The sequence below is a fragment of the Bordetella tumulicola genome (assembly GCF_054779135.1).
Window position 1 is genome coordinate 374,682 of sequence record NZ_BAAGYU010000003.1, and the last position, 17,996, is coordinate 392,677.

At 60.0% G+C, this 17,996-nt stretch carries 15 protein-coding genes; 6 read left to right on the forward strand and 9 right to left on the reverse strand.

Going from position 1 to position 17,996, the window contains the following annotated elements; genetic code table 11:
* Positions 1-28 precede the first annotated feature (28 nt).
* From ACYVDM_RS01750 to ACYVDM_RS01765, 4 genes are all read right to left on the reverse strand, one after another.
* Positions 29-607 (reverse strand): DJ-1/PfpI family protein, encoded by a 579-nt coding sequence (locus ACYVDM_RS01750; RefSeq protein ID WP_415793108.1) that lies wholly within the window; start codon positions 605-607, stop codon positions 29-31.
* Positions 608-880: 273 nt separating this feature from the next.
* On the reverse strand, positions 881-1,369 hold the full coding sequence (gene ybaK / locus ACYVDM_RS01755) for a Cys-tRNA(Pro) deacylase (protein ID WP_415793107.1): 489 nt from the start codon (positions 1,367-1,369) through the stop codon (positions 881-883).
* 104 nt (positions 1,370-1,473) lie between these two features.
* Positions 1,474-2,403: a site-specific tyrosine recombinase XerD gene (gene xerD / locus ACYVDM_RS01760; RefSeq protein WP_415793106.1), complete on the reverse strand. Its 930-nt coding sequence runs from the start codon at positions 2,401-2,403 to the stop codon at positions 1,474-1,476.
* Between the two features lie 459 nt (positions 2,404-2,862).
* Positions 2,863-3,738, reverse strand: coding sequence for a LysR substrate-binding domain-containing protein (locus ACYVDM_RS01765; protein ID WP_415793331.1), 876 nt, complete (start codon positions 3,736-3,738; stop codon positions 2,863-2,865).
* A 202-nt stretch (positions 3,739-3,940) separates the two neighbouring features.
* Here ACYVDM_RS01765 and ACYVDM_RS01770 point away from each other — a divergent pair, with 202 nt between their 5' ends.
* Together ACYVDM_RS01770 and ACYVDM_RS01775 are read left to right on the forward strand one after the other, a co-directional pair.
* Positions 3,941-5,635, forward strand: a complete 1,695-nt coding sequence (locus ACYVDM_RS01770; protein ID WP_415793329.1) for a thiamine pyrophosphate-binding protein — start codon at positions 3,941-3,943, stop codon at positions 5,633-5,635.
* Positions 5,636-5,782: 147 nt separating this feature from the next.
* Positions 5,783-6,976, forward strand: a complete 1,194-nt coding sequence (locus ACYVDM_RS01775) for an acyl-CoA dehydrogenase (RefSeq protein ID WP_415793328.1) — start codon at positions 5,783-5,785, stop codon at positions 6,974-6,976.
* A gap of 486 nt (positions 6,977-7,462) precedes the next feature.
* On the opposite strand, the gene ACYVDM_RS01780 is transcribed toward ACYVDM_RS01775, so the two are convergent.
* The 5 genes from ACYVDM_RS01780 to ACYVDM_RS01800 form a co-directional block, all read right to left on the reverse strand.
* Positions 7,463-7,906, reverse strand: a complete 444-nt coding sequence (locus tag ACYVDM_RS01780) for a MaoC family dehydratase (RefSeq protein ID WP_415793327.1) — start codon at positions 7,904-7,906, stop codon at positions 7,463-7,465.
* Complete coding sequence (boxA, locus tag ACYVDM_RS01785) at positions 7,906-9,189, reverse strand: benzoyl-CoA 2,3-epoxidase subunit BoxA (RefSeq protein ID WP_415793326.1); 1,284 nt, start codon at positions 9,187-9,189, stop codon at positions 7,906-7,908. Before boxA ends, ACYVDM_RS01780 begins: the two co-directional genes overlap by 1 nt.
* Positions 9,190-9,201: 12 nt before the next feature.
* Positions 9,202-10,629 carry a benzoyl-CoA 2,3-epoxidase subunit BoxB gene (gene boxB, locus ACYVDM_RS01790; RefSeq protein ID WP_415793325.1) on the reverse strand — a complete coding sequence of 476 codons (1,428 nt, stop codon included), beginning with the start codon at positions 10,627-10,629 and terminating at the stop codon, positions 9,202-9,204.
* 139 nt (positions 10,630-10,768) lie between these two features.
* Positions 10,769-12,427: a 2,3-epoxybenzoyl-CoA dihydrolase gene (gene boxC / locus ACYVDM_RS01795; RefSeq protein WP_415793324.1), complete on the reverse strand. Its 1,659-nt coding sequence runs from the start codon at positions 12,425-12,427 to the stop codon at positions 10,769-10,771.
* 113 nt (positions 12,428-12,540) lie between these two features.
* Positions 12,541-13,449, reverse strand: coding sequence for a helix-turn-helix transcriptional regulator (locus ACYVDM_RS01800; RefSeq protein ID WP_415793322.1), 909 nt, complete (start codon positions 13,447-13,449; stop codon positions 12,541-12,543).
* A 234-nt stretch (positions 13,450-13,683) separates the two neighbouring features.
* Between ACYVDM_RS01800 and ACYVDM_RS01805 the strand changes: the two genes are divergently transcribed.
* From ACYVDM_RS01805 to ACYVDM_RS01820, 4 genes are all read left to right on the forward strand, one after another.
* Complete coding sequence (locus ACYVDM_RS01805) at positions 13,684-14,157, forward strand: DUF4863 family protein (RefSeq protein ID WP_415793321.1); 474 nt, start codon at positions 13,684-13,686, stop codon at positions 14,155-14,157.
* A 112-nt stretch (positions 14,158-14,269) separates the two neighbouring features.
* The gene (locus tag ACYVDM_RS01810; RefSeq protein ID WP_415793320.1) at positions 14,270-15,829 is read left to right on the forward strand and encodes a benzoate-CoA ligase family protein; all 1,560 of its coding nucleotides are present in this window, start codon (positions 14,270-14,272) and stop codon (positions 15,827-15,829) included.
* A 96-nt stretch (positions 15,830-15,925) separates the two neighbouring features.
* A complete protein-coding gene (locus ACYVDM_RS01815; protein WP_415793337.1) occupies positions 15,926-17,089 on the forward strand; it encodes an ABC transporter substrate-binding protein in 1,164 nt (387 codons plus the stop codon).
* 21 nt (positions 17,090-17,110) lie between these two features.
* On the forward strand, positions 17,111-17,992 hold the full coding sequence (locus ACYVDM_RS01820) for a branched-chain amino acid ABC transporter permease (protein WP_415793319.1): 882 nt from the start codon (positions 17,111-17,113) through the stop codon (positions 17,990-17,992).
* Positions 17,993-17,996 lie beyond the last annotated feature (4 nt).

Sequence of the window (17,996 nt, forward strand, 5' to 3'; positions counted from 1 at the left end):
GTCGCGCGGACAACGCGACGCAGGCGCATCAATGCGTAATTTTGGTGCCCAACACCGCCAAAAACTGTGCCAGCCACGCTGGATGGGCCGGCCAGGCGGGGGCCGTCACCAGATTGCCATCCGTATGCGCCTGATCGATAGCGATTTCCGCGTACGTCCCGCCAGCCAGACGGACCTCCGGTGCGCAGGCCGGATACGCCGAGCAAGTACGCCCTTTTAAAATGCCCGCCGCCGCCAACAACTGTGCACCATGGCAAACTGCGGCAATGGGTTTGCCCGCATGATCGAACTGCTGAATGATCTCAAGGACACGCTCGTTCAAACGTAAATACTCCGGAGCGCGTCCACCGGGAATCACCAGTCCATCATAAGACGCCACATCGACCTGCTCGAAGTCGTGATTCAGCGCAAAATTATGGCCCCGTTTTTCGCTATAGGTTTGCGCACCCTCAAAATCGTGAATCGCCGTCGCAACGCTGTCGCCAGATTTTTTGCCCGGGCACACGGCGTGCACCGTATGCCCTACCGCCAGCAGCGTTTGAAACGGCACCATGGTTTCATAGTCTTCCGCGTAATCACCCACCAGCATCAGCAGTTTTTTGCCCATTGTCGTCTCCGGATATCCTTGGTTGTCATTCCACATCCCAGCCCCGACGCGCGCTACGAATCGACACTTTCCAGGCTGATACAGAACATTGTGCGACAGGAGACTTCGTCGCAGGTAGTAATGGAATACCGCCAGACGAGGGAATGCTGCCACATGGCAAAACACGCAGACCAGCGAGCCTTAATCCAGATCACGGGCCACAACCGCACAGACTTCGGGCAATAGGCGACGCAGACCACAGCAACGGCCGACGCAGCCGAACAGCGAGCAGACCTATTCCAACGCCACCGACACAGGCTTGGCGCCCAACAAAGTCACCAGCACATTGGGATCAATCCCAATCAAGTACCCGCGCCGCCCACCGTTGATATACACGACCGGATACGTCAAAACCTGCTCCTCGACCCAGACGGGCATGCGCTTACGTGTACCAAACGGCGATGTCCCACCCACCTGATACCCGGAATGGCGCTGTGCGACCTCGGGATGGCAGGGCGCGACCTTTTTCAGCCCCGCCTGGCGAGCGAGGTTCTTCGTCGACACCTCGCGATCGCCATGCATCACCACCACCAATGGCCGCGCCGCCTCATCCTCCATGATCAACGTCTTGACCACCGCATGAGGATCCAGCGCCAACTGACGCGCAGCCTCGCCCGCGCCACCATGGTCGACATAATCGTAAGTATGCTCGGTGTAGGCCACCTTATGCTGTTTCAGCCATTGCGTGGCAGGCGTTTCGGAAACATGACGAGTTTTAGCCATAGCACCAGACCAACCGCGACGCGGTAATCAGACAAATTCGTAGTGTAGAACGGCCCTGCTGTAAAACGCCCCCAATAAGGCGCCCGCACGCCCGCCCTATTCCCTCAAGCGCGAGGATGATGCGTCGCATGCAACGCCTTGAGTCGCTCACGCGCGACATGCGTATAAATTTGCGTCGTCGAAATATCGGCGTGCCCCAGCAGCATCTGCACCACCCGCAAATCCGCGCCGTGATTCAGCAGATGCGTTGCAAACGCATGCCGCAACACATGCGGCGACAACGGCGCCCGCACCCCCGCAATCAGCGCATATTTCTTGATCAACTGCCAGAATGCCTGCCGGGACATAGGCTGTGCCCGCGCTGTCAAAAACAACGCATCACTCACCCGAGCCCCCGTCAATTCCGGGCGTGCAGATTGCATATATCGCTCAATCCAGTGAGCCGCCTCCGCCCCCAAAGGCACCAGGCGATCCTTGCCCCCCTTGCCCATCACCACCCGCACCACGCCCTCATTCAAACTCACTTCCAGTACCTTGACGCCCACCAACTCAGACACCCGCAATCCCGTCGCATACAGGGTCTCCAGCATCGCCCGATCACGCACCCCACGCGTCGTATTCAAATCCGGCGCCGCCAGCAACGCCTCCACTTGCGCCTCGGACAACGTCTTCGGCAATCGCGGCGGTTGCTTCGCCGCGCGGAGCGTCAAACAAGGATCCCGCTGCGCCCGATGCTCACGCAGCGCCCAGGCATAAAACCGCCGCAAAGTCGCCAACCGCCGATTCGCCGTCGTCGCCCGGCTCTCCTCATGCCGCGCCGCAAACCAGGCCTCAATGTCCCCCGCCGCCACCTCTCGCAACTGCCCCGCCATCGCCGCCCCACCATGCTCCGCGGGATTCTCCAGCCACTGCGCAAACGCCGTCAGATCACGTCGATACGCAGCCAACGTATTCTTCGCCAGCCCATCTTCCAGCCATACGGCGTCGATGAATGCGTCGATATCTGCTTGGGACGTTAAGGGTAGTTTGCTCATTGACGTTGATCTCTATTGAGACGTCCCTGTCGTCTGCTGAGTGGCGGTGCCGGCCAAATCGCTTCGGCTCGGGCGCGCCAGGAGGCGCCCTCGGCCTCGCTGCGCGAGGCTGCCCTACGCTCAAAAGGCCGGCACCGCCACTCAGCAGACGACAGGGACTCACAGCAGGTGCACGCTCCCGATGCTGAGTTGCCTTGACCTGCGTTCGCACGATGCCATGCCGACAACCCAACGATTGTGGAGCGGCGCAAAAGAGACAGTGGACATAGGGAGACATTGCGAGCCAAGGTCCGGCGTGTGTAGGCCAGGCCGGCCTTTTGAGAAGCGGGCAGCCCCGCGCAGCGGGGCCGAGGCCCCTGGTTGGGCCGAGCCGTTTCGATTAGGCCGGCTTGGCCTACACACGCCGGACCTTGGCGCGTAAAGAACCCGAACACGTCACGCAATAGCATCGCCATCACGCTAAGCCACCGTCTGCAGCCAGCGTTCAAAGACTTTCAGCGCTTCGGAACGCTCGTCGCGTTGTGAGTAGCCGAAGTAGTAGCCTTGGCTGACGGTCAGGACCTGAGGAACCGGCCGTACGAGAACGCCGGCCTCTAGCGCGGCATAGGCGAGAAAAGCGGGTACCAGGCCTACGCCCAGGCCAGCCTCGGCGGCGGCGAGCATCATGGTGAAGAGTTCGTAGCGAGGGCCGCCTGCGGCTTGGGGACCGTAGGGTTGATCGTTGGCGGCATACCATTGGCGCCAGGCGTCCGGGCGAGAACTGAGGTGCAAATGGGTGAGGCCTGCCAGGCCGTCTTCTTCGCGACGCGGTAAATGCGGGGCGCATACAGGCACGAGTTCTTTCTCGGGAAAGAGCAACGCCCCCTGGGTGCCCGGCCAAAGGCTGCTGGCGTGGTACAGCGCACCATCAAAGGGCTGGTCCTTGAATTGAAAGGGCAACGTGCGTACGGACAGGCTGACGGTGATGTCGGGATGTTGATGTTGAAATCCCGGCAGGCGTGGAATCAGCCAGGTGGTGGCCAGAGTGGGGACCACCGCGATGTGGATACTGCGGCCCATGCCGGTGCGGCTGACCAGGCCAAACGTGTCTTTCTCGATCTGATCCAGATGATGGCGGATCCGGCCCGCGTACTCGGCGCCGTGCTCGGTCAAGACAATGCGCCGGCGCACGCGCGTAAATAGCTGTACGCCCAGGCGCGACTCGAGGCTGGCGACCTGGCGATAGACGGCGCTATGCGTGAGCGCGAGCTCTTCGGCGGCACGGGAAAAGCTGCCTAGCCGGGCCGAAGCCTCGAAAGCCTGCAAGGCGCTAAGGTTTGGGATGCCATTACGCATATAAATCCGCTCATTAACCGCTATGCTCACAGTGAACTAACGGGCCTGTCGTATGTTGCGACGCAGCATTGCGTACAACGTGCTGGCAGGTCACTATATTGTGCAATTTTATCAATTGCGTTGTGCGAGCCAGGAACATTATGCTCAAAGGCTTGCTTTCTGGTTGTTTTTGCCTGTTTGCTTATCGGATGACCGCCTAATTATGACTATCGAGACACCCTCTTCCCATGCCCGTCTGGGCGGACACATTCTGGTCGACCAACTGGTCGCCCAAGGTGTCAAGCACGTATTCTGCGTACCTGGCGAAAGCTATCTGGCGGTGCTGGACGGGCTGCATGACGGCCAGATTGATGTCACGGTTTGCCGCCAGGAAGGTGGCGCGTCCATGATGGCTGACGCCTATGGCAAGCTGACGGGCGAACCCGGCATCTGCATGGTCACGCGTGGCCCAGGCGCCGCCAACGCCATGGCAGGTGTCCATATCGCCAAGCAGGATTCGAGCCCGATGATTTTGTTCGTCGGCCAGATCGAGCGTGGCATGCGCGAACGCGAGGCCTTTCAGGAAATGGATTACCGTGCCGTGTTCGGCACGCAGGCCAAGTGGGTGACCGAGATCGATCAGGTCGAGCGTATCCCCGAGATCATCTCTCGCGCCTTTCATATTGCTACGTCGGGTCGCCCAGGCCCTGTCGTGATCGCACTGCCCGAAGACATGCTGACGGAAACCGCCAGCGTCCCCGATGCGCCCCATTACGAAGTCATCGATAGCGCGCCCACGGCCGATCAGTTAAGCAACCTGGAACAATTGCTGGCCCAGGCCCGTTCGCCGATTGCCATTCTGGGCGGCACGCGTTGGGATGCCGACGCCGTCGCACAATTTGCGGCCTTTGCAGAGCGCCTGTCGCTGCCCACCGCCGTCTCGTTCCGCCGCCAAATGCTGTTCCCGGCGGATCACCCCTGCTTCGTCGGCGACGTCGGACTGGGTATCAATCCGGCACTGCTCAAGCGCGTCACTGAGGCGGACTTGATCCTGCTGGTGGGTGGCCGCATGTCGGAAAGCCCCAGCCAGGCCTATACCCTGCTGAACATCCCGGTGCCGAAGCAAAAGCTCGTACACGTGCATCCCGACAGCGCGGAACTGGGTCGCGTCTACCGCGCCACGTTGTCCATCAACACCTCACCCATCTCGTTTGCCCAATCGCTGGCTGGCGTACAAGTCCCCGCGCAACCCGTCTGGGCCGCCGATACCGCAGCCGCACGCGACTCGTACCTGGCCTGGAGCGACCCCGCCCCGATACGCACGCCGGGTGAATTGCAGTTGGGCGAAGTCATGGCCTATCTGGAAAAAACCTTGCCCGCCGATGCCATCATGACCAACGGCGCCGGCAACTACGCCACCTGGCTGCATCGCTTCCACCGCTTTACCCGCTATGGCACGCAGCTGGCCCCGACGTCGGGCTCGATGGGCTACGGCCTACCTGCCGCCGTCGGCGCGAAACGTGTCGAGCCCGAAAAAACCGTCGTGTGCTTTGCAGGCGACGGGTGCTTCATGATGCATGGTCAGGAGTTTGCGACCGCCGTTCAGTATGACTTGCCCATCATCGTGCTGCTGATCGACAACGGCATGTACGGCACCATTCGCATGCACCAGGAAAAACACTATCCGGGCCGCGTCTCTGCCACCCAATTGAAGAATCCGGATTTCGCCGCCTATGCCGAAGCTTTCGGCGGCTATGGCGAACGCGTCGAAACCGCCGAGCAATTTGGACCGGCATTCGAACGCGCACTGGCCAGCGGCAAGCCGGCCATCCTGCACTGCCTGATCGATCCGCAAACCATCAGCCCATCGACTACGCTGGACAAGATCCGCGACGCGTCGCTGAAAGCACAACAATAAACCGCCCACCCCGGCGTCACGACGCCGGGGCGACTTAACGCCGTCGAGCGTCCGCGTCTTGCGCATTGGCAATTCGACGCGCTCGCCCCGCTTACGCATTAACCAGATTTACGAATTTCCGTATCTCGCTTCACACCGGAGACCCTAATGTCCTCGAACCCCTCATTTCACTGGCAAGATCCGCTGTTGCTCGACCAGCAACTGACCGACGAAGAGCGCATGATCCGCGACGCAGCGGCTGCTTATGCCCAAGACAAGCTGGCCCCGCGCGTACTCGACGCGTTTCGCAACGAACAAACCGACCCGAAGATCTTCGCTGAAATGGGCGAACTGGGCCTGCTGGGCGCCACCATCCCCGTGGAATACGGTGGCGCTGGCCTGAACTACGTCAGCTACGGCCTGATCGCCCGTGAAGTCGAACGCGTCGACTCTGGCTACCGTTCGATGATGAGCGTGCAATCCTCGCTGGTGATGGTGCCCATCAATGAATTCGGCAGCGAAGCCCAAAAGAAAAAATACCTGCCTAAGCTCGCCGCTGGCGAATGGATCGGCTGCTTTGGCTTGACCGAACCCAACCACGGCTCGGACCCCAACGGCATGGAAACCCGCGCCGTTCTGACCGACGGCGGCTACAAGGTGTCCGGCAGCAAAATGTGGATCACCAACTCCCCGATCGCTGATGTGTTCGTGGTGTGGGCCAAGTGCGTGGGCGGTGAGTTTGATGGCAAGATCCGCGGTTTCATCCTGGAAAAAGGCATGAAGGGCCTGTCGGCCCCTGCCATCCACGGCAAAGTCGGCCTACGCGCCTCGATCACCGGCGAAATCGTGATGGACGAAGTCGAAATATCGGCCGAACAAATGATGCCCGGCGTCTCGGGCCTGCGCGGCCCGTTCACCTGCCTGAACTCGGCCCGTTTCGGTATCGCCTGGGGTGCCCTGGGCGCCGCGGAAGACTGCTGGCACAGGGCCCGCCAGTACACCCTGGATCGTAAACAGTTCGGTCGTCCCCTCGCCGCCAACCAACTGATCCAAAAGAAACTTGCCGACATGCAAACCGAAATCACGCTGGGCCTGCAAGGCTGCCTGCGTTTGGGTCGCATGAAAGACGAAGGCACCGCCGCAGTCGAAATCACCTCGATCATGAAGCGCAACTCGTGCGGCAAGGCACTGGACATCGCCCGCCTGGCCCGCGACATGCTGGGCGGCAACGGCATCTCTGACGAATTCGGCGTCGCTCGCCACCTCGTCAACCTCGAAGTCGTCAACACCTACGAAGGCACCCACGACGTACACGCCCTGATCCTGGGTCGTGCGCAAACGGGCATCCAGGCGTTTAGCTGATCGTAGAGACTGTCTTGCTCTTGGGCACCGTGGCTTTTTCAGTATTGATGCGGTGTTTGGGAGTGTGATGGGGTTGTTCTTTTGACGCGGGCGATCCCCGCATAAGTCCCCCGCCGGCCCATCGCCGCGGCTCGGCCCAACCAGGGGCCTCGGCCTCGCTGCGCGAGGCTTCCCTTGCTCAAAGGGCCGGCGGGGGACTTATGCGGGGATCGCCCGCTTGCAATAGTTGAAAGCCCTTACGCTGCTCTCGCGCATCGAATGTATTGCTCAGGGTTGTCATGACTAGATGTGAGTCCGGTCAGCGTGGCGGGGATTGCCGCACCGGCCCATTGAGGCGAGGGTAGCCCGCGCGCAGCGCGGGCCGAGGCCCCTGGTTGGGCCGAGCCGAGGCGAACAGGGCCGGTGCGGCAATCCCCGCCACGCTGACCGGACGCCTACATAGCGACAACCCTCATCAGCAAAAACAACGCTGAAAAGAACCAGCAACTAAGCTGTTTCGGCAAGATCAAACAGGCTGGTCGCATCAAGCTCCAGCACGGCTTCGTTGTGCTGATTCAGGATGGTCCAACTCCAGGTGATGATACCCAGATCTGCGCGCGAGGTAGAACGTCGGACGGCCTGGACGCGTGCGTCTAAGCGCAAGGTGTCACCCGGCCTGACAGGGACTTTCCAACGGACTTCACCTAACCCAGGAGAACCGAATGATTCGGAATCATGGAGTGCGGCATCGACGGCCATCCGCATGGCGAGTGCGCACGTGTGCCAGCCGCTCGCGATGAGGCCACCCCAACGGCCCTGTTTCGCACGCTCGACATCGGCATGAAACCATTGGGGGTCGTACTGACGGGCAAATGCCAGGATCTCGGGCTCTGTGACCGTTACGGGCCCACCCTGGATCTGCATGCCTTCTTTGAACTCTGCAAATTTCATTAATACGTCTCGAAATGCAGCCGCCCCTCGCGGCGCAAAATGTCATGCAGGATAGTCCAATCTTGGCCGCCTTGCACAACTACGTCACGCAGGGCATCGAGGACGCCGGTTTCCATGCCCTTGAGACCACAAACGTAAATACAAGTGTTGGTATCGTGCAATAGCGTCAGTACGTCAGAGGCGCGCTCTCGTATCAGGTCTTGCACGTATCGGCGGGGCTGCTCGGTATCGCGCGAGAGTGCCAGGTTGATATCGATAAAGTCGCGCGGCAATTTCATCAAGGGACCGAAGTACGGAAGTTCGCGCTGGGTGCGTGCGCCGAAGAACAGCATCAGGCGACCATTGGTGCCGCGCGCAATACGGCGACGGTAGCGTTCGGTCATGGCGCGCATGGGCGCGGATCCGGTGCCTGTGCAGATCATCATCAGGTTGGCGCCCGCGTGATTCGGCATCAGGAAGGTATTGCCAAAGGGGCCTATGACTTGCACCGTGTCGTTTTTGGCCAAGTCACAGAGGTAGTTGGAGCACACGCCTTTTGCGGGCTGACCCTGATGGTCTTCGGTCACGCGTTTCACGGTCAGCGACAGATTGTTGTAGCCGGGACGCTCGCCGTCGCGCGGACTGGCCAACGAGTATTGGCGTGCGTGGTGCGGCCGGCCGTTTGCATCTGTGCCTGGCGCTAGTATGCCGATGGACTGTCCTTCCAGTACGGGAAAGGGTGCGTTGCCGAAGTCCAGCACGATGTGATGAATATCGCTGTCGGTATCGTCATCGGTCACGCGATAGTTGCCGACCACCGTCGCGGTCACGGGGGTTTTGTGGGCGTATAGATTGACGTACGGATGCGCGGCCGACCACGGGGGAATGGTGGCGCCTGCCACAGAAATCGCTGGCGCTATCGGGGTGCCGGTATCAATCTCGACGGCTGTGCTCGTATCGACACCCGCCTCATCGGCGGACGGCGGAATCACATCACCTGCGACTTCGGTGGAGGCGCTGTCGGGCAACGCCTTTTCGCCCGGCAACTCATCCCATCCGAATTGTTCATCCAAGGTATAGGGCTCGGCTTTGAGCACTAGCCGCCAATTATCGATCGACCCCGTGGGGCACGGCGGCACGCATGCCATGCAACCATTGCAAATGGCGGGATCGACCACATAGTTGGTGCCGTCATGAGTGATGGCATCAACGGGGCAGGTTTCCTCGCAGGTGTTGCAGCGAATACAGATCTCGGGATCGATCAAGTGCTGCTTTAACACCTCGGGCGGCAAAGGTGCGTTCATTGCCAGCTCCTCCTAGTTGAAGCGGACGTACTCAAAGTTCACGGGTTGACGATTCACGCCCATGACGGGCGGTGCAATCCAGTTGGCGAACTTGCCGGTCTCGACCACGCGACCCATCAGCGATGCGACAAAAGCACGGTCTTCGGGTGTGGGCAGCCACTTGTGCTGATTGGCCTGCCATTGTGCTTCGCTGAGCACTTCGCCATCGGGCGCCAGACGGATACCCGCCAGGGTACCGATCTGACGATTAAAGGCCTTGTGCGGTACGGATAGACGGAAGGGCAATCCGTTTTTCTCGATCACTTTGTTCCAGCGCCCCACCCCAGCCATGGAGTCGCGAATGAAGTCGTCGCGCAAGACTTCATTCAACGCGTTCAACATGGGGACTTCGATTTCGCGCAGTTTGCCGCCGTCGACCGTCAGTACGCGATAGGTATCATTTTTAAGTTGATGATCATCCGTGCGCTTGCCCTCTTCGTAGCGGCCCTTCAAGCCCGCGCTGTAAAAAATGGCGGCGTTGGACGATTGATCGGCGCCGAACAAATCGATCGTGACGCTGTAGTGGAAATTCAGATAACGCTGAATGGTCGGCAGATCAATGACACCCGCGGCGCGGATCGTCGCGGGATCGTCGGTTTTCAGTTCGCGCATGACTTCGCAGGTACGCTGGATGATCCGCGAGACACCGGACTCGCCCACGAACATGTGATGCGCTTCTTCGGTCAGCATGAATTTGGTAGTGCGGGCCAACGGATCGAAACCCGACTCGGCCAAGGCACATAACTGGAATTTTCCGTCACGGTCGGTGAAGTACGTGAACATATAAAACGCCAGCCAGTCGGGGGTTTTTTCGTTGAACGCGCCGAGAATGCGAGGGTTGTCTTCGTCGCCCGAACTACGCTGCAACAAGGCATCGGCCTCTTCGCGGCCATCGCGCCCGAAATAGCGATGCAGCAGATAGACCATGGCCCACAGATGACGGCCTTCTTCGACGTTGATCTGGAACAGATTGCGCAGGTCGTACTGCGACGGCGCGGTCATGCCCAGATGGCGTTGCTGCTCGATCGAGGCCGGTTCGGTATCGCCTTGCGTCACGATGATGCGGCGCAGGTTGGCGCGGTGTTCGCCCGGCACGTCTTGCCAGACATCGCGTCCCATGTTTTCGCCAAAATGCATTTTTCGTTGACCGTCCTGCGGCGCCAGAAAAATACCCCAGCGATAGTCGGGCATCTTCACGTGATCGAAATTCGCCCAGCCATCGGGCTCAACGCTGACCGCCGTACGCAAGTACACGTCGAAACCGTGCGAGCCGTCAGGGCCCATGTCTTGCCACCACTGCAGATAATTCGGCTGCCAATGCTCCAGCGCCCTCTGCAACGCGCGGTCGCCAGACAGGTTGACGTTGTTGGGAATCTTTTCGTTGTAGTTGATGCCTGACATGTCTGCTCTCCAGAACCGACCGCTCGGGGCGACCGGATAGTTTTATGAGGTTTGCGTTTCGGCCCGAATCCACCAGGCCTTGAATCTGCCGAAGCACCGGGCCGCCCTGAGACAGACGTGCCCCGATGCATCACACTCGCTACACGCGATTCCAATCAAACGACGTTTGTTCGCCTTTGCCATAGAGTTTCAGTGCGCCCTTTTCACCCGACGCATTGGGACGATTGAAGATCCAGTTTTGCCACGCCGTCAGTCGGCCAAAGATGCGGGTTTCCATCGTTTCGCGGCCACCAAAGCGCAAATTTGCTTCCAGTCCGGTCAAGGCGTCGGGCGACAAGGCGCGGCGCTCTTCAAGTGCCATACGCACCTCATCGTCCCAATCGATGCTGTCAGGCGCAAAAGTCACCAAGCCCAACTCCAGTGCACGTGTCGCGGACAACAGTTGACCTCCCGCGGCGCGCACGGCTTCCAGGGGCAAGGTTTCTTCGTAAAAGCGGCGTTGCAAGCGGCTTTGTCCGTTCACCAGCGGATAGGCGCCAAAGTTACGCTCGCCCACGATGATTTGCGCAGGCGCGTCGGCATCCTCGTCGTCGAGCATATAAATACGATCGGCGGCCAGGGCCAGTTCGAACAGCGTGCCCACAAAGCAAGAGCCCGGCTCAATCAACGCAAAGATCGAACGCGACGTCACATCCAGACGTGCCAGCGTACGGCGCAGCATCCCCGCCGTCTCGCGCACGAACCAATGGTCGGCGTGCTGTTGCAACGCCGCGTCGGCAACCAGTACCGATTGAATATCGCCTTCGGTCTTGAACACCCACGTCCCCAGATCCGGTTCGTTGGTGCGCAGATTGAGAATCGCGTCGTCCAGCTCGCGTGCCATCTGCAAAGGCCACCACGCCGCGCCGGCGGCCATGATGGCATCGATCTCTTGCTCGACCTCGGCCTGCGGGCCACGGATGGTCCAGGTGGCCAGGCGCTTTTCGCGATCGTAGGCGACGTCCACGTACTGATACGACAAACGATCGCGGGTCTCCGTGCGAGACAGGGACACCAGCTTGATACCCTGCGCCTGCGCCGGGCGATCGCTATCGGCCGCCAGTTCAGCGGCGCGCGCCTGCACGGCGTTCTGGAACTGGGCCGGCTTGACCACCTCATCGACCAGACGCCAGTCTTTAGCGCGCTGCCCGCGCACGCCTTCGACCAGCGTGCAGAAAATGTCAGCGTAATCGTGCCGCACGCGGCGCTTGTCGGTCACACGGGTCAGTCCGCCGGTGCCGGGCAGCACGCCTAGCAAAGGCACCTCGGGCAAGGACACCGCCGAGGAACGATCGTCCACCAGGAAAATCTCGTCACACGCCAGCGCGAGCTCATAGCCGCCGCCGGCGCACGCGCCGTTTAGCGCGGCAATGAATTTCAAACCGCTATATCGACTGGCGTCCTCGATACCGTTGCGGGTCTCGTTCGTGAACTTGCAGAAGTTCACTTTCCAGGCATGCGAGGACAATCCCAGCATAAAGATGTTGGCGCCCGAACAGAAGATACGGTCCTTCATGCTCGTGACGACGACCGTACGCACCTCCGGGTGCTCGAAGCGTATGCGTTGCAAGGCATCATGCAGCTCGATGTCGACGCCCAGATCGTAGGAATTGAGCTTGAGCTTGTAGCCCGGGCGCAAACCACCATCCTCCGCGACATCCATGGCCAGGGTGGCCGTCGCGCCCTCAAAACTCAGTTTCCAGTGGCGGTACTGGGACGGATCTGTTTGAAAATCCACACGGGATTCGGAGCTGCTCATGGTTCTGTCTCCTGATCGGTCTTGATATGAACAATACTGCAGTTAATGAATTAAAGTGCAGATTAATGCTCAATATTCTCCCAGTCAAGCGGAAGATGCATAAAAATGCAGTTTTACAGAGGCAGGCCGCACGCTTTGCGTACCTGGGCACGCAAACCGCCAAAGCTTTCCTGCAAACTCAAGCCACTGGTCATCCAGGTCAGATCGGCCTTGGCATAAAAAGCCTCGCGCCCAGCCAGGATGCGTTTCAGATCGGCCATGGCCTCGTTGTTACCCGACATCGGACGGAAATCGCCCTGCGCCATGACACGCTCCATGTGCTCGTCAGGCGTTGCGCGCAGCCAGACGGTATAGCAATGCGCCAGCAAGAGATTCAGGGTGGCGGGCTCGGACACCAGGCCACCGGGGGTCGCCAGCACCATTTCCGGATAAAGCTGTACGGCTTCTTCCAGGGCCCGGCGCTCATAGCGGCGGTAGGCATTGGGACCATACAGGTTATGGATTTCCAAAATGCCGCAGCCCGCCACCCGCTCGATTTCGCGATTGAGCTCGACAAAGGGATAACCCAGATCGTCCGCCAGCATGGGCCCCAGCGTAGATTTTCCCGCGCCGCGCAAGCCGATCAGGGCGACACGCTGAAAACGGTTGGGACGCTGCGCCCCGCCCCCTATCCCGAACAACTGCGTCAAGGCCTCGCGGGCACGCTGTAGATCGGATTCCGTACGGCCACTGAGTAATTCCCGGATCAGCAGCCAGTCGGGCGACTCGGTCGTAACGTCACCCACCAACTCGGCCAGGGCGCAGTTAAAGGCCTTGGCAATCTGCAGCAGCACCAGGATGGATGCATTACCAACGCCATGCTCCAGATTCGCCAGGTGCCGCTCGGACACGCCCGTGCTCTGCGACAGGCTTTTCCGTGTCATGCCCCGTATCGCGCGCAAGCGCCGCACCCGCTCCCCAAGGGCGATTAGAAATGGCTCCCGGCGTGATTCCAAAGAGTCCTTGTCTAACGGTTGGATCATAGTGATGTGCGCTCCGAGAAAACCCTGATATCCATATTTTTATGCACTATAGTGCTTGACTTGCCTTGTGTGAAGCACTATTTTTCCATTAACTCGACTCGCGATGCAACGATCACGCCACTCCAAAGCGCAATCCATTGCCTATGTGCAGCCGAGGCACCGCAGTGTAAAGGACGAGACAACGAGTCCGTCCCCTTTTTCACCCTGGCATACCCAGGGTTATCGGAGCCTCTGATGAGCAGTACGCCAGCCGCCTTCCACGATTTGATGCGTCGCATCACCGCCCCCATCGCCGGTCAGCCCCTGGACGATACCCTGCAAGCCCGTTTGAATCAGGAAGCCGGGCCGGACAGCGTGCTCTATCAGGACGTCTTTGCCGCCTGTAGACAGGGTGTGGCCGACGGCTGGATGTGCAATCGCGAGGGTGCCGGCATCCGTTATGGCCGCGTCATCAAGCCCGATAGCGGCCTGGACGGATTCTCGGTCGATGTCGTGGACATGACCAGCTTGGCCGGCCCGCACCATGCCCACCCTCAGGGCGAGATTGACCTGATCATGCCCCTGGATGACACCGCGCAGTTTGATGGCCATGGCGCCGGCTGGCTGGTCTATGGTCCCGGCAGCGCCCATCGCCCCACTGTGACAGGAGGGCAAGCGCTCGTGCTGTACCTCTTACCTAATGGCGCGATTGAATTCACCGCCGCCTGATTCCCGCGCGTCGAGATCCAGGGATCGTTTCTCCGGCGACAGGCGCTGACCCGCCCCCAAGAGGCTGACCGGCAGCACCGTCATCGAGCTTATAAAAAATTGGAGACAAACCATGACCCCTTGCCCCACTGAGCTGAATTTCGCCAGCCACTTGGCCGCGCTCAATGCGCCGCGTGCCGCCAAACTGGCCTATATCGACGACACGCGGCGCATGACGTATGGAGAGCTTGCCGAGCGCGTCGCCCGATGCGCCGGTGCATTACGCCGATTGGGGATACGCCGCGAAGAGCGCGTATTGCTCCTGATGCAGGACAATGTGGACTGGCCTGTCGCATTTCTGGGCGCCTTGCATGCGGGTGTTGTACCCGTGGCCGTCAACACCTTGTTGACGCCCGACGACTATGCCTACATTGCCGGTCACTGTCGCGCGCGGGCAGCATTTGTGTCGGGCGGGCTGATCGAGACTCTGCAGACGGCGTTGCGCAAAAGCGTGCACGAGATTGAACACTTCATTGTGTCCGAGCCTACCGCCGTCCTGCCCGATCGAGGTCATGCATTCAGTCAATGGCTGACCGATGCGCCCGTGGTGCCCGCGGTGCGCACGCTGGCTGACGAAATCGCCTTCTGGTTGTATTCCTCCGGCTCCACCGGCAAGCCCAAGGGTGTCGTGCATACCCACGGCAACCTCTGGAACACGGTCGAGCTCTATGCCAAGCCCGTGCTGGGCATCCGTGAAGACGATGTTGTTTTTTCCGCCGCCAAATTGTTCTTTGCCTATGGCCTGGGCAATGGCCTGACGTTTCCCCTGTCGGTCGGCGCAACGGTCGTCGTCATGAGCGAGCGCCCCACGCCGCAGGCGGTGTTCAAACGGCTGACCGAGTACCACCCCACGGTGTTCTACGGCGTGCCCACGCTATACGCCACTATGCTGGCCAGTCCCGATCTGCCCTCGCGCGAAGACGTCGCCATGCGCATCTGTACGTCGGCCGGCGAAGCTCTGCCGCGCGATATCGGCGAGCGTTTCACGCGCCATTTTGGTTGCGAAATTCTGGACGGTATCGGTTCGACCGAAATGCTGCACATCTTTTTGTCCAACCAACTGGGCAGCCTGCGCTATGGCACGACCGGTAAACCGGTACCGGGCTATGAGGTTGAACTCCGCGACGACGACGGCAATGTCGTGCCACCGGACGTGATCGGCGATCTATACATTAAAGGCCCCAGTACCGCGCTGATGTACTGGAACAATCGCGACAAGACGCGCCAGTGTTTTCAGGGGGAATGGCTCAAAAGCGGCGATAAATACATCTGCGATGCCGATGGCTATTACACGTACGCCGGCCGCAGCGACGACATGATCAAGGTCAGCGGCCAATATGTCTCGCCGATCGAAGTCGAAAACGTGCTGATCCAGCACGAGGCCGTACTTGAAGCCGCGGTCATCGGTGTACCCGATCACGACGGCCTGACCAAAACCAAGGCCTACGTCGTGTTGCGCCCTGGCTATCAACCCAACGCGGACACCGGCGCCCTCCTGCAGAACTATGTCAAGGAACACCTGGCGCCGTTCAAGTATCCGCGTCAGATCAACTTTACCGACGACCTCCCCAAAACAGCGACCGGCAAAATTCAGCGTTTCCGGTTGCGACAACTGGAAGACGGTTCGCTATAAGATGACCGCATTAGGCCGTCGCTGATTTTATCGGCGGCCTGAATAAGCCTGATTGAGCCAATAGGCCAGTCAATAATAACTAGGAGACAAACCATGATGCATCACGCCCTGAATCGGGTTCTGCTGGCCGGCGCCCTTGCGCTCGTGGCCGGCCACGCAACGGCCGCCGACAAGATCAAAGTCGGATTCATGCTGCCCTACAGCGGCACCTATGCCGCGCTCGGCACAGCCATTGAAAATGGCTTCAAACTCTATGTCGCCGAACAAGGCGGCAAACTCGGCGGACGCGAGCTGGAATATTTCAAGGTCGATGATGAATCCAATCCGGCCAAGGCATCGGAAAACGCCAACCGCCTGATCAAACGCGATCAAGTGGATATCCTGATTGGCACGGTGCACTCGGGCGTCGCCATGGCGCTGGCCAAGGCCGCCAAGGGCAGCGACACCACGCTCATTGTCACCAACGCGGGCGCGGATGCGATCACGGGCCCCATGTGCGGCCCCGGCATTTTCCGTACCTCGTTCTCGAACTGGCAGCCCGGCTACGCCATGGGTCCGGTCGCGGCCGCCAAGGGGCACAAGACCGCCGTGACCATTACCTGGAAATACGCGGCGGGCGCAGAGCAAATGGAGGGCTTTCGCGAAGGCTTTGAAAAGAACGGCGGCAAGATCGTCAAAGACCTCACCTTGCCCTTTCCCAATGTGGAATTTCAATCGCTCTTGACCGAGATCGCATCGATCAAGCCTGACATGGTATTCGCGTTCTTTGCAGGCGGCGGCGCGGTGAAATTCGTTCAGGACTATCACGCCTCGGGCCTGCAAAAAACCATCCCGCTCTACGGCACCGGCTTTCTCACCGATGGTACCCTGCCCGCTCAGGGCGCCTCGGCGCAGGGTATTCTGACCACGCTGCACTACGCAGACGGTCTCAATACCCCACGCGACAATGACTTCCGGGCCCACTATGCCAAGACCTACAACAACGTACAGCCCGACGTCTATGCCGTGCAAGGCTACGATGCCGCACAGCTCATGCAAAGCGGTCTAGCCGCCGTACAGGGCAATATCGACGACAAGGCCAAGTTCCGCGATGCCATGCGCGGTGCCACCATCGATAGCCCACGCGGCAAATTTACCCTGTCCGCCGCCGGCAACCCGGTGCAGGATTTTTATCTGCGTAAGGTCGATGGCCAGAAGAACAACGTGGTCGAGGTCGCGGTCAAGCAATTGGCCGACCCGGCACGCGGCTGCAAACTCTAAAGCGCTCACGCGAACGCAGATATGGATATCAGCACTTTTCTCATTCAGTGCCTGAATGCGCTGCAACATGGTCTGCTGCTCTTTCTGGTCGCCAGCGGGTTGACCCTGATCTTCGGCATCATGGGCATCATCAATCTGGCGCATGGCAGCTTTTACATGATCGGTGCCTATATGGCGTTCGCGTTGAACCCGCTGGTAGAGCGCTGGCTGGGGGGTGGTTTCGTCACCACCCTCTTGCTGTGCGTGCTGTTGGCCACCGCGTTGGGATACCTGCTTGAGGCGGCGTTTTTCAGCTACTTGTATCGACGCAATCACTTGCAGCAAGTGTTGATGACCTATGGCCTGATCCTGGTGTTCGAAGAAATCCGCAGCCTGTTGCTGGGCAACGATGTCCATGGCGTGCCGGTACCGGCGTGGCTTTCGGGCACCGTGCCATTGGGTGATGTCATGACCTATCCGGTCTATCGATTATTCATCTCGGCGATCGGTATCGGTGTCGCGCTGTTGCTGTATTGGGTCTTGACCCGTACCCGCCTGGGCATGATGGTGCGCGCAGGAGCCAGTAATCGGGAAATGATTGGTTCATTAGGCATCGACATTAATCGCCTGTACCGCATTGTGTTTGCGGCAGGGGTCGCCCTGGCCGCGCTCGCGGGCACTATTGCCGCGCCCGTGTCATCGGTCTATCCAGGCATGGGCAACAGTGTGCTGATCATGTGCTTTGTCGTGGTGGTGATCGGTGGCATCGGATCGATCCGTGGCGCCTTTCTGGCGGCCATGCTGGTGGGGACGGTCGAGACTTTTGGCCAGGTATTGTTTCCCTCGGTCGCCGGGGTCTTGGTGTACGTCCTGATGGCCATCATTCTCCTGTGCAAGCCCGAAGGGCTATTCAAGCAGGGTTAGCACG

What these genes read in the sequence shown, in the direction of transcription:
- ACYVDM_RS01750 (WP_415793108.1), bottom strand. Translation starts at nt 607, where the DNA reads ATGGGCAAAAAACTGCTGATGCTGGTGGGTGATTACGCGGAAGACTAT.
- ybaK (WP_415793107.1), bottom strand. Translation starts at nt 1,369, where the DNA reads ATGGCTAAAACTCGTCATGTTTCCGAAACGCCTGCCACGCAATGGCTG.
- xerD (WP_415793106.1), bottom strand. Translation starts at nt 2,403, where the DNA reads ATGAGCAAACTACCCTTAACGTCCCAAGCAGATATCGACGCATTCATC.
- ACYVDM_RS01765 (WP_415793331.1), bottom strand. Translation starts at nt 3,738, where the DNA reads ATGCGTAATGGCATCCCAAACCTTAGCGCCTTGCAGGCTTTCGAGGCT.
- ACYVDM_RS01770 (WP_415793329.1), top strand. Translation starts at nt 3,941, where the DNA reads ATGACTATCGAGACACCCTCTTCCCATGCCCGTCTGGGCGGACACATT.
- ACYVDM_RS01775 (WP_415793328.1), top strand. Translation starts at nt 5,783, where the DNA reads ATGTCCTCGAACCCCTCATTTCACTGGCAAGATCCGCTGTTGCTCGAC.
- ACYVDM_RS01780 (WP_415793327.1), bottom strand. Translation starts at nt 7,906, where the DNA reads ATGAAATTTGCAGAGTTCAAAGAAGGCATGCAGATCCAGGGTGGGCCC.
- boxA (WP_415793326.1), bottom strand. Translation starts at nt 9,189, where the DNA reads ATGAACGCACCTTTGCCGCCCGAGGTGTTAAAGCAGCACTTGATCGAT.
- boxB (WP_415793325.1), bottom strand. Translation starts at nt 10,629, where the DNA reads ATGTCAGGCATCAACTACAACGAAAAGATTCCCAACAACGTCAACCTG.
- boxC (WP_415793324.1), bottom strand. Translation starts at nt 12,427, where the DNA reads ATGAGCAGCTCCGAATCCCGTGTGGATTTTCAAACAGATCCGTCCCAG.
- ACYVDM_RS01800 (WP_415793322.1), bottom strand. Translation starts at nt 13,449, where the DNA reads ATGATCCAACCGTTAGACAAGGACTCTTTGGAATCACGCCGGGAGCCA.
- ACYVDM_RS01805 (WP_415793321.1), top strand. Translation starts at nt 13,684, where the DNA reads ATGAGCAGTACGCCAGCCGCCTTCCACGATTTGATGCGTCGCATCACC.
- ACYVDM_RS01810 (WP_415793320.1), top strand. Translation starts at nt 14,270, where the DNA reads ATGACCCCTTGCCCCACTGAGCTGAATTTCGCCAGCCACTTGGCCGCG.
- ACYVDM_RS01815 (WP_415793337.1), top strand. Translation starts at nt 15,926, where the DNA reads ATGCATCACGCCCTGAATCGGGTTCTGCTGGCCGGCGCCCTTGCGCTC.
- ACYVDM_RS01820 (WP_415793319.1), top strand. Translation starts at nt 17,111, where the DNA reads ATGGATATCAGCACTTTTCTCATTCAGTGCCTGAATGCGCTGCAACAT.